Genomic DNA, 11,325 nt, shown 5'->3' with positions numbered 1-11,325 from the left:
TTTATCCATAATGCGGCGGTTCGCTTTCTTCTTCCGGCGGTGGCGGCGGGAAGCTCACGCGGAACAGGCAGCCCGGCAGCTTCGGTTGCAGCGCGCGGGGATTGTTGTAGATGTCGACCTCGGCGCCGTGCTGCTGGGCGATCTCGCGCACGATCGCCAGCCCCAGCCCGCTGCCCTCGGCGGTATGGCCGAGAATGCGGTAGAAGCGCTCGAACACCCGCTCGCGCTCGCCCTTGGCGATGCCCGGCCCGGTGTCCTCGACCTCCAGATAGCCGGGCTCGCCGTGGTGGCCGCGCACCCGCACCGTCACGCTGCCGCCGGCCGGCGTGTAGCGCAGCGCGTTGTCGATCAGGTTGGACAGCAGCTCGCGCAGCATGGTCGGATCGCCGACGATCTGTACCGGCACGGTCGGCGCCTCGAAGCCCAGGTCGATGCGGTGCGCGAACGATGCCTGCACCCAATCCTGCACCACGCCGCGCGCCAGCTCGGCCAGTTCCAGTTGCACCATCGCGGTGCCGGCCTGCGGCTGGTTCTCGGCGCGCGCCAGGGCGAGCAGCTGGTTGACCAAGCGTGTGGCCGCCTGCGAGCTCTTGGCCAGCTGCTCCAGCGAGCGGTGGATCTCGCCGCCGTCGGTCTGGCGCAGCGCCAGCTCCGACTGCATGCGCATGCCCGCCAGCGGCGTGCGCATCTGATGCGCGGCGTCGGCGATGAAGCGTTTTTGCATCTCGATCGATAGCGACAAGCGCGCCAGCATCTCGTTGAGCGAGCGCACCAGCGGCGAAATTTCTTCCGGCACGTCGCTCGATTCGATCGGGCTCAGGTCGTCCGACCCGCGCGCGCGTATGCGCTCCTGCAACTGCGCCAGCGGCGACAGCCCGCGCGCCAGTGCGAACCAGACCAGGGCCAGCACGATCGGCAGGATGATGAACTGCGGCAGGATCACGCCCTTGATGATCTCGTTGGCCAGCTGGCCGCGCTTTTCCAGGGTCTCGGCCACCTGCACCAGCGCCAGCTGCGGCTTGTCGTCGCCGACAATTTCCAGCGGCACATAGGAATAGGCCACCCGCACCGGCGTGCCGTGCATGTTGTCGTTGCGGAAGCGCACGCTGCCGGCGCGGTAGCGCTCGTCCTCGTCCACCTGCGGCGCCGGCAGGTCGCGGTCGCCGTCGATGTGCTCGCCGCGCGGGCCGTGAATCTGGAAGTACACATTGTCGACATCGTCGGCGCGCAGGATGTCGCGCGCCGAGCCGGACAGACTCTTGATGATCTTGCCGTCGATCGAACGCACCTGCTGCGCCAGCACCGTCACGCTATCTTCCAGCGCGTGGTCGAACGGCTGGTTGGCGATTGACTTGGCGACCAGATAGGTGATGGCGATGCTCATCGGCCACAACAGCAGCAGCGGCGCCAGCATCCAGTCGAGGATTTCGCCAAACAGCGAATTTTGCACGCCCTCGTCGGCCTCGACCGCCGGCGGCTGGTATTCCGGACCGTCGGCGTCCGCCTCCGCGAGTTGCTCGGCTGCGGGCAGACGGTTCACTTGACGGCGTCGCCGATGTCGGCGTTGGCGCGGGCCGCTTCGGAATATTTCTCCAGGCAGTAACCGAGCCCGCGCACGGTGGCGATGCGCACGCCGCCGACCTCGATTTTCTTGCGCAGCCGGTGCACATAAACCTCGATGGCGTTGTTGCTCACTTCCTCGCCCCATTCGCACAGGTGGTCGACCAGTTGTTCTTTCGACACCAGGCGGCCGGTGCGCGCCAGCAGGATTTCCAGCAGGCCCAGTTCGCGCGCCGACAGGTCCAGCATCTGGTCGTTAATATAGGCGCTGCGGCCGACCTGGTCGTACGACAGCGGGCCGTGCTTGATGATGGTGGCGCCGCCGCCGGCGCCGCGGCGCGTGAGCGCGCGCACCCGCGCCTCCAGTTCGGACAGCGCGAACGGCTTGGCCATGTAATCATCGGCGCCCAGGTCGAGGCCGTTGACGCGCTGCTCGATCGAGTCGGCCGCCGTCAATATCAGCACCGGCAGCAGCGACGCGCGCGCGCGCAGGCGGCGCAGTACCTCCAGCCCGGACAGCTTGGGCAGGCCGAGGTCGAGGATCAGCAGATCGAACTCCTGGGTCGACAGGGCGGTGTCGGCCTCCTGGCCGTTGCGGACGCAATCGATGGCATAGCCGGACTGGCGCAGCGAGCGCGTCAGTCCGTCGGCCAGGACGCTGTCATCTTCGGCTAGTAAAATACGCATATAAGGCACTCCGGCGGCAGAAGTCTGGGAACAAGCCGTATTGTGTTTGATTTCCAGCAAGGTGGCGAGTTTTTGTACGATTTCGCCGATTCTCTACAAATCCGCTTGCATTGATCACTGTTTTTTTATACAGTACTGCCTGAACCGACGAATTGTCCCACCACCCACTGGTTGAAAGCACATTATGGACGACAAAAAAGCTGTAATTCCCGCATCTGAAAAAGCCAAGGCGCTGGCCGCCGCGCTGGCACAGATTGAAAAGCAATTCGGCAAAGGCTCCGTCATGCGCATGGATGCCAACGCGCCGATCGAGGACGTGCAAGTGGTGTCGACCGGCTCGCTTGGCCTGGACATCGCGTTGGGCGTCGGCGGTCTGCCGCGCGGCCGCGTGGTGGAAATCTACGGTCCGGAATCGTCGGGTAAAACCACGCTGACCCTGCAAACCATCGCGGAGATGCAAAAACTGGGCGGCACCTGCGCGTTCATCGACGCGGAACACGCGCTGGACGTCGGCTATGCCCAAAAATTGGGCGTCAATCTGCATGAGCTGCTGATCTCCCAGCCGGACACCGGCGAGCAAGCGCTGGAAATCTGCGACGCGCTGGTGCGTTCGGGCTCGGTCGACCTGGTCGTCATCGACTCCGTCGCCGCGCTGACGCCACGCGCCGAGATCGAAGGCGACATGGGTGACTCGCTGCCAGGTCTGCAAGCCCGTCTGATGTCGCAAGCGCTGCGCAAGCTGACCGGCTCGATCAACCGCACCAACACGCTGGTCATCTTCATCAACCAGATCCGTATGAAGATCGGCGTCATGTTCGGTTCGCCGGAAACGACCACCGGCGGTAACGCGCTGAAGTTCTACGCCTCCGTGCGTCTGGACATCCGCCGCACCGGCTCGATCAAGTCGGGTGACGAGGTCATCGGTAACGAAACCAAGGTCAAGGTCGTCAAGAACAAGATCGCGCCACCGTTCAAGGAAGCGCACTTCGACATCCTGTACGGCGCCGGCACCTCGCGCGAAGGCGAGATCCTGGACCTGGGCGTGGAAGCGAAAATCGTCGAGAAGTCCGGTTCTTGGTACAGCTACAACGGCGAGCGCGTCGGCCAGGGCAAGGACAACGCCCGTATCTTCCTGCAAGAGCGTCCGGCGCTGGCGTGGGAAATCGAAAACAAGGTCCGCGAATCGCTGGGCGTGCGCACCTTGCCGCCGCTGGCCGCCGACAAGGCCGACAGCGTCGTCAAGCTGAAATCGGTCGACAAAGCCGACAAGGGCGACAAGGCCGACGCCGCGTAAGCGACCCAACGCCTCTTACTAACCACCGCGCCCATCAAGGGCCGGTGGTTTTTCTCATTTTGCGCAGGACTTTTTATGGCCGCACCACAACTTAGCCTGAAAGCACGCGCCTTGCGTTTCCTGTCGATGCGCGAGCACAGCCGGCTCGAGCTGGGCCGAAAGCTTTCCAAGTACGCGGAGGAGGGCGACGACATCGAAGCGCTGCTCGACCTGCTGGAAAAAAACAACTGGCTGTCGCAGGAGCGGTTTTCGGAATCGCTGATACACCGGCGTTCCGCGCGGTTCGGCAACAGCCGCATCGTGGCGGAGTTGCAAAGCCACGGCGTGAAAGGCGAAGCGTTGCAGGAACTCAAAGCGGGCCTGGCTGACAGCGAAACGGCGCGCGCGTGCGAAGTATGGGAGCGCAAGTTCGGCGTGGTCGCCACCGACCCGAAAGAGCGCAACAAGCAAATGCGGTTTTTGATGCTGCGCGGCTTTTCCCAGCGCGCGGTGCAAGCCGCGATGAAAGGCGTCGACCTGGACGACGAAATGTGAGGTTGTGGCCGGTGCATCGCGGATAGGCGGCAACGGGGTAAAATGGATTTTTCTCCCAAGAAAATCCACGCCATGACCCGAAGCGATATGGCCAAGGCACTGACATTGGCGGCGTGGCTCTGGCTGCCCACCCTGGCGGTGCTGACAACGGATCAACTGCAAAACGCCGCCGACATCTTCGCGCTGCTGGCGTTTTCCCTTCTCGTGCTGGCTTTTCCGCTAGTGCTGATACCACGCGTACGCATCTACTTTCTGCTGTGGACCCCGCTGGCGCTGCTGGTCCTGCCTTATTCCTACCTGACATTCGTCTACAGCAGCGTACCCGGCGACGCGATGCTGGCCTCGGCACTGCACACCAGCTGGTCAACCAGCACACAAGTGCTCGCCTCGTTCGGCTGGCGCATCTGGCTCGTGCCGCTCGGCTTGATCGCGTACGTGTGGCTGACCCTGACGCTGAGCCGCCAGTGGCAACTCAGCGTACCCACCCGCAAACGCCTGCTGGCCTTCGTACTGGTGTCTGTCAGCATCACCATGGTCGCCAGACTGGCGCTACCGCAGCAGCTCAACCTGCCGCCGCTGCTGGAACAATCCACACTCAACCTGGCCTTCCCAAGCGGCCTGGCAATGTCGCTGTCCCGCCTCGCTCGCCACGAAACCGACAACGGGGAATTCGCCAGCGTCCACGGTCGTCCGGCCACCGGCGCCGGCCCGCAACCACTGCTGGTCGTACTGGCGATCGGCGAAAGCCTGCGCGCCGACCACCTCGGCATCAACGGCTACGCCCGCAACACCACGCCGCAACTGGCCGCGCTCGGGCTGGAACTGCTCACGTTCCCGGATGTCGCCTCCACCGCCAACTGGACCAACCATGCGATGCCGGCGTTTGTCTCGCTGCCAGCAGACAATGCAGGCAATGCGCGCAAACAACGCGCCAGCGTCCTGCAAACCTTCGGCGAAGCGGGCTATCGCACGGCCTGGCTCTCCAACCAGGAGCGGACGTCGTTCAGCCGGGGCGCCGACGTGGTCGAACACGCCGTCAACTCCCAGGACAACCATTTGCGCACCGATGCCAACCTGCTGCCGTTGATGACGTCCTTCGTCCGTCAGGCGGGACCGCGCCAATTCGTCGTGCTGCACATGATCGGCAGTCACATCCCGTATGAGGAGCGCTACAGCGCCGCCTCCCGCGTCTACCGGCCAACCTTGCGCGAGCTCGGCATCGACGCGCCGCTGCCGGCCGACAAGGCTGCCGCCATCAACTCGTACGACAACACGGTCGTCGAAACCGACCGTTTCCTTGCGCGTGTGATCGACGTGCTGCGCGCCGAATCGCGTCCGGCAGTGATGCTGTACACCTCCGACCACGGCGAAAACCTGTTCGACGACGAACGCCACCTGTTCATGCACGCGCAGACCGGGCCGACGCGTCACGATACCCACGTGCCGCTGCTGGTGTGGATGAACGCGCCGTACCGCAACGCCCATCCCGCCATTGAACAAGCCCTGCGCGCCAACCGTCAAAAGAAAATCGGCCACGCGTCCATGTTCCCGACGTTGCTGGAAATGGGCGCGGTCGGCTGGGACGGCAACGACCCCAGCCACAGCTTCGCGTCCCGCTTATATATAGAGCGCCAGCGCAACGTCATGATCGACGCACTCTCGACCACGCCCTACGAAAGCCTCAGATAAACTTCTGCGCTGCAACATAACCGCCCGGTTTTGTGACGAGTTGGCATCAGGCACGTCGCAAGTCGGGCCGGGGTGTGCTACACTTTTAGGGTTTTTGCAGCACCGTGGGTGCGGTGGTTGTCCGTAGAAGCTACGGCAACGTGCATTTTCGATAAGAGAAATGCGCAAGGCTGCTAACTAACTCATGCCGCGAGAGCGGTATATTCTTATGTCACTGTCAATACCCGTTCACTGTCGTGCGTTCCGCACGGTCGTCCCAGCATATCTGCGCACCGATTGCCTGTGGAAGATTGACGCCTGTATCACCTCCGGCCATCGCGCTGGCTGCACCCCCCTGATAGTCGCAACACTCCCCAATTCCAAAACATTGCCCCGCACCGCGTCACGACGTCGTCGCACGGGCCGGTTTTACCCGCGCTGGGTGGACAAAGCAGCACCGGGTAGCGCGTAGCAACATCTGCTTATCTAGCATCACACATTTCGCAGTATCAACCGATTTATACACATCAGCATCAGAAGGGAAGCCAGCATGAAAATCCATGAGTATCAAGGCAAAGAAATCCTCCGAAAATACGGAGTGACGGTTCCGCGCGGTATTCCGTGCATGTCCGTTGAAGAAGCAGTTAAAGCTGCAGAAACCTTGGGCGGCCCGGTCTGGGTTGTGAAAGCACAAATCCACGCCGGTGGCCGTGGTAAAGGCGGCGGCGTAAAAGTTGCGAAATCGCTGGAACAAGTTAAAGAATTCTCCGAGCAGATCCTGGGCATGCAGCTGGTCACGCACCAGACCGGCCCAGAAGGCCAGAAAGTACGCCGCCTGCTGATCGAAGAAGGCGCGGACATCAAGAAAGAACTTTACGTGTCGCTGGTCACCGACCGCGTCTCGCAGCGCGTCGTGCTGATGGCTTCCTCCGAAGGCGGCATGGACATTGAAGAAGTTGCCGAGTCCCACCCGGAACTGCTGCACTCGATCGCCATCGATCCAGCCGTCGGCCTGACCGACGCTGATGCCGACGCGATCTCGACCAAAATCGGCGTGCCTGCCGAGTCGATCGCCGACGCCCGCGCCAACCTGCAAGGGCTGTACAAAGCCTACTGGGAAACCGACTCGTCGCTGGCCGAAATCAACCCGCTGATACTGACCGGTACCGGAAAAGTTATTGCTTTGGACGCCAAGTTCAACTTCGACGCCAACGCGCTGTTCCGTCAACCAGAAATCGTCGCTTACCGCGATCTGGACGAAGAAGATCCAGCTGAAGTCGAAGCATCGAAATTCGACCTGGCCTACATCTCGCTCGACGGCAACATCGGCTGCCTGGTCAACGGCGCCGGTCTGGCCATGGCCACCATGGACACCATCAAGCTGTTCGGCGGCGAGCCGGCCAACTTCCTGGACGTGGGCGGCGGTGCAACGGCTGAGAAAGTCACCGAAGCATTCAAGATCATGCTGAAAAACCCAGGCCTGAAAGCTATCCTGGTCAACATCTTCGGCGGCATCATGCGCTGCGACGTGATCGCCGAAGGCGTGATCACCGCGGTCAAAGCTGTGTCGCTGAACGTGCCGCTGGTGGTCCGCATGAAGGGCACCAACGAAGACCTGGGCAAGAAGATGCTGGCCGATTCCGGTCTGCCTATCATCGCTGCCGACACCATGGAAGATGCAGCGAAGAGCGTCGTCGCCGCCGCTGCCGGTCAAGCTTAATTAAGGAATCAACATGTCCATTCTGATCAATAAAGATACCAAAGTAGTTACCCAAGGGATCACCGGCAAGACCGGCCAGTTCCACACCCGCGGCTGCCGCGACTACGCGAACGGCAAAAATGCTTTCGTCGCAGGCGTGAACCCAAAGAAAGCCGGCGAAGACTTCGAAGGCATTCCAATTTTCGCTAACGTTGCTGAAGCGAAAAAAGAAACCGGCGCCAACGTGTCGGTCATCTACGTTCCACCAGCAGGCGCCGCCGCCGCTATTTGGGAAGCCGTAGAAGCCGAGCTGGACCTGGCAATTTGCATCACCGAAGGCATTCCTGTCCGCGACATGATGGCCCTGAAGGACCGCATGGCCAAAGCCGGCTCGAAGACCCTGCTGCTGGGGCCTAACTGCCCAGGCCTGATCACCCCTGACGAAATCAAGATCGGCATCATGCCAGGTCACATCCACCGCAAGGGCCGTATCGGCGTGGTTTCGCGTTCGGGCACCCTGACCTATGAAGCAGTCGGTCAGCTGACCGCACTGGGCCTGGGCCAATCGTCGGCAGTCGGCATCGGCGGCGACCCGATCAACGGTCTGAAGCACATCGACGTCATGAAGATGTTCAACGACGATCCTGACACCGACGCGGTCATCATGATCGGCGAAATCGGCGGTCCGGACGAAGCCAACGCGGCTTACTGGATCAAAGACAACATGAAAAAACCGGTCGTCGGCTTCATCGCCGGTGTTACCGCTCCTCCGGGCAAGCGCATGGGCCACGCCGGCGCGCTGATCTCCGGCGGCGCGGACACCGCACAAGCCAAACTGGAAATCATGGAAGCTTGCGGCATCACCGTCACCAAAAACCCGTCCGAAATGGCGCGTCTGCTGAAGGCCATGCTGTAATAACAGCCCGGTTGAATGTGGAATAATAAAGGGGAGCCTCGCGCTCCCCTTTATTTTTTGGAGAACCGGATTGGCGAAGATCATCGTCACGCGCGAAGGCCACACGGAACAGCAGGTTCAGCTGAGCAAAGAACGGATGACCATCGGCCGACATCCGCGCAACGACATCGTGCTCACGCATCCGGCCGTCAGCGGCGAGCATGCAGTCATCGTCTCCATCCTTGACGATTCCTTCCTGGAAGACCTGCACAGCACCAACGGTACCTTCGTCAACGGTCACCGCATCGGCAAGCATTTTCTGCAGCATCAAGACGTCATCAAGATGGCCAAGTTCGACGTCGAGTTCCTGGCCGACCGCCTGCGGCCGAGCATGGCCGCCGAACCGCTGCTGGCGCATATCGAAGTTTTAAACGGCAACAATGCCGGAAAACAAATGGCGCTGACCAAGTCCCAAACCAGGCTCGGCCGCGCCGGCTTGCAAGTGGTGGTGATCGAGCGCCAGCCGGACGCCTACATGCTCACGCATATCGAGGGAGGGGCGGCGCCGCTGGTCAATGGTATCGCGGTCGGCAAGCAGGCCTTGCGGCTCGTTCATGGCGACGTGATCGACCTCGGCGGTACGCAAATGGCCTTCCGCATCGCCTGACAATAATTGTCACACATTCTCACTGCTGACAAAACGCGGCGGTAGGGACTGACAAAAAACGGCAGTGAAGGCGTCTAAAATGGCGCTTGTGAAAATGTTCCGGGCTGTTTTGCGCAAAAAAAGGCTGGCACACCGCTTGCGATAACACAGGTGTAGCACCCAATTTTTTCACCCCACAGGAGTCGCAAAATGAAATCCATGAAAATGATGAAGAAACAAGCACAGGCCGGCTTCACCCTGATCGAACTGATGATCGTGGTTGCCATCATCGGCATTCTGGCAGCGGTCGCGATCCCGGCGTATAGCGACTACACGGTCAAGGCCAAGGTCGCCAACATCCAGGGCGCGGCGGACTCGACGAAAACGGCTGTCGCGCTGTGCGCACAAGAAGCTGGCGGCGTGCTCGACGGCTGCGACTCCGGCTCGAACGGCGTTCCTGCGACGATGACCGCAACCAAAGAAGTCGCCTCGGCGGTTGTGACGAACGGCGAAATCGTCATGACCCTGGGCACGGGTATTGGGGGCGGCCTGGATAGCAAAACCGTGACCTTCACGCCAAACATCGCCGAAGGCGCGACCAACCTGAACTGGACCGTCACCACCAATGTGACGAATGCAGCAGCATTGGATGCACTGAAGAAAAACAACAAACCGTAATGATCTGAGCTAAAAAAACCGGCCTCGGCCGGTTTTTTTTCGTCCATCAAAGACAGAGCGTTATCGACCATCAAGACAACTGGCAACCGCCCTACCGAGGAGTCACGTAGGGCGAATTAGCGAAGCGTAATCCGCCAGGCATGAGCCGCCGACAGCGAAAGCCACACCCATCAAACGATCTTCTGCCGATCGGCGATCAACGCCTCATAGGTAAGATTTTGCAGCATCGTGTAATGCACTGGATCCAAATCCACAAACTGCACGCCGTAGGTGAACACCTCCGGCTTATCGCCAGCCGCCGGCTTAACCACATTAATATTGCGAATCGTCGCCTTCGGATTCACGCGCACCTGCCGATTGCCCGGCTGCGCGATCAGATAGAACGACAGCCCAACCTCCGCGTCATCCTCCGGCAACCGTTTCGCCGACTCGATCAACGCCCCCGACACGCTCAAGTTCACCAGGAACACCGACGATGTCCCCGTCGGCATCGTCACCTGCGCCGGAATATCGACCTTGACCCGCATCGCCGCCCGCAGACTCGTCCCCTGGATCGACACCGGAAACGACAGATGCGCATAGAAGAACGGCCGAGGAAACACGCGCTGCACGACGCACGAGAACGAGCACACGTTCACGCCGGAAAACACCCGAATGGTCAGCTTGTCGCCATCGTTGATCGAGATCGGCGCGTTGTTCTCGAACGGCACCTTCACGATCAAATACTCATCCTTGACCCAACCGATGATGGTCGAGAAATGCTGGATCGGCTTGATGGTCCGGTGCGTGATGAACTGAATCCTGCCGCCCACCTGCAGGTTCATCTGTTCGAATTCGTATTCCTGAGTCTTGGCTTCGCTCGGGGGAGGGTTGCTGCTCATCCAATTCTTTCTCGCAGGCGCAAGGCGCCCACGGTCAGCTAGCTGTCAAAAAATTACTTCCGTGCTATTTATTATATACAGCTTAACGAAGAGTAACAAAGCAGCAATTGATGAAGCTGTCATGGACAGCAGTGTGAAGGGCAAAGCGTTGCTTTTAGACGATAAAGATGGCGATCGCCTCCACCCAACACAGAATAAATCCCGCTGACCGGGTGTCAGCTCGTCGCGCTCCAATCGCCCGACTTGCCACCATGCTTTTCCATCACCCTGATATCGCTCATCACCATCCCGCGATCCACCGCCTTGCACATGTCGTAAACCGTCAACAACCCCACCTGCACCGCAGTGAGCGCTTCCATTTCCACGCCGGTCTTGCCGAAAGTCTCCACCTGCGCCTTGCAGTGAACGCTCGAATTTGCCACATCGGTCTCAAAATCCACGGCCACCCGCGTCAACGCCAAAGGATGGCACAGTGGAATTAAATCGCTGGTGCGCTTCGCCGCCATGATCGCGGCGATGCGGGCGATGCCCAGCACGTCGCCTTTCTTGGCCGTGCCGCCGGTGATGATCGCAAGGGTTTCCGGCTTCATGCGGATAGTTCCGCTGGCGACCGCGATGCGGTGGGTTTCCTGCTTGGCGCCGACGTCGACCATGTGGGCTTGCCCGGAAGCGTCGAAGTGGGTCAGGTGGTCGGCGGGCGGGGCGGATTTGGTGTCGGTCATGATGAAGAGCTAACAAAATATTTCAGTGGCGGGCACTGTGCGCTAGCACCCGAGATGCGGG

At 60.9% G+C, this 11,325-nt stretch carries 11 protein-coding genes; 7 read left to right on the top strand and 4 right to left on the bottom strand.

All coding sequences use genetic code 11. The features are described from left to right. Window position 1 precedes the first annotated feature (1 nt). Together ACZ0BA_RS19675 and ACZ0BA_RS19670 are read right to left on the bottom strand one after the other, a co-directional pair. On the bottom strand, window positions 2-1,540 hold the full coding sequence (locus ACZ0BA_RS19675; protein WP_463452879.1) for a sensor histidine kinase N-terminal domain-containing protein: 1,539 nt from the start codon (window positions 1,538-1,540) through the stop codon (window positions 2-4). Further along, a complete protein-coding gene (locus ACZ0BA_RS19670; protein WP_463452878.1) occupies window positions 1,537-2,247 on the bottom strand; it encodes a response regulator in 711 nt (236 codons plus the stop codon). The genes ACZ0BA_RS19675 and ACZ0BA_RS19670 overlap by 4 nt, the downstream gene beginning before the upstream one ends. Window positions 2,248-2,431: 184 nt before the next feature. Between ACZ0BA_RS19670 and recA the strand changes: the two genes are divergently transcribed. The 7 genes from recA (at window position 2,432) to ACZ0BA_RS19635 (ending at window position 9,661) form a co-directional block, all read left to right on the top strand. After that, window positions 2,432-3,541 (top strand): recombinase RecA, encoded by a 1,110-nt coding sequence (gene recA, locus ACZ0BA_RS19665; protein WP_090325337.1) that lies wholly within the window; start codon window positions 2,432-2,434, stop codon window positions 3,539-3,541. Between the two features lie 75 nt (window positions 3,542-3,616). Next, entirely contained in the window at window positions 3,617-4,075 is a 459-nt protein-coding gene (gene recX / locus ACZ0BA_RS19660) for a recombination regulator RecX (RefSeq protein ID WP_463452877.1), read from the top strand. Window positions 4,076-4,147: 72 nt separating this feature from the next. Next, window positions 4,148-5,764 (top strand): phosphoethanolamine transferase, encoded by a 1,617-nt coding sequence (locus tag ACZ0BA_RS19655; protein WP_463452876.1) that lies wholly within the window; start codon window positions 4,148-4,150, stop codon window positions 5,762-5,764. Between the two features lie 529 nt (window positions 5,765-6,293). Continuing rightward, window positions 6,294-7,463, top strand: a complete 1,170-nt coding sequence (gene sucC, locus ACZ0BA_RS19650) for an ADP-forming succinate--CoA ligase subunit beta (protein WP_463452875.1) — start codon at window positions 6,294-6,296, stop codon at window positions 7,461-7,463. A gap of 13 nt (window positions 7,464-7,476) precedes the next feature. Further along, the gene (gene sucD / locus ACZ0BA_RS19645) at window positions 7,477-8,358 is read left to right on the top strand and encodes a succinate--CoA ligase subunit alpha (RefSeq protein WP_116992124.1); all 882 of its coding nucleotides are present in this window, start codon (window positions 7,477-7,479) and stop codon (window positions 8,356-8,358) included. A gap of 70 nt (window positions 8,359-8,428) precedes the next feature. After that, window positions 8,429-9,004: an FHA domain-containing protein gene (locus tag ACZ0BA_RS19640; RefSeq protein ID WP_463452874.1), complete on the top strand. Its 576-nt coding sequence runs from the start codon at window positions 8,429-8,431 to the stop codon at window positions 9,002-9,004. Between the two features lie 189 nt (window positions 9,005-9,193). Beyond that, complete coding sequence (locus ACZ0BA_RS19635; protein ID WP_463452873.1) at window positions 9,194-9,661, top strand: pilin; 468 nt, start codon at window positions 9,194-9,196, stop codon at window positions 9,659-9,661. Window positions 9,662-9,831: 170 nt separating this feature from the next. On the opposite strand, the gene ACZ0BA_RS19630 is transcribed toward ACZ0BA_RS19635, so the two are convergent. Further along, the gene (locus ACZ0BA_RS19630) at window positions 9,832-10,542 is read right to left on the bottom strand and encodes a flagellar brake protein (RefSeq protein ID WP_463452872.1); all 711 of its coding nucleotides are present in this window, start codon (window positions 10,540-10,542) and stop codon (window positions 9,832-9,834) included. A 215-nt stretch (window positions 10,543-10,757) separates the two neighbouring features. After that, window positions 10,758-11,264 (bottom strand): cyclic pyranopterin monophosphate synthase MoaC, encoded by a 507-nt coding sequence (moaC, locus tag ACZ0BA_RS19625; RefSeq protein WP_463452871.1) that lies wholly within the window; start codon window positions 11,262-11,264, stop codon window positions 10,758-10,760. Window positions 11,265-11,325: the final 61 nt, after the last annotated feature.

The sequence above is a fragment of the Duganella sp. AC917 genome, assembly GCF_979258245.1.
The sequence above is the reverse complement of the archived record's forward strand: the minus strand, read 5'-3'. Positions and strand labels throughout refer to the sequence as shown.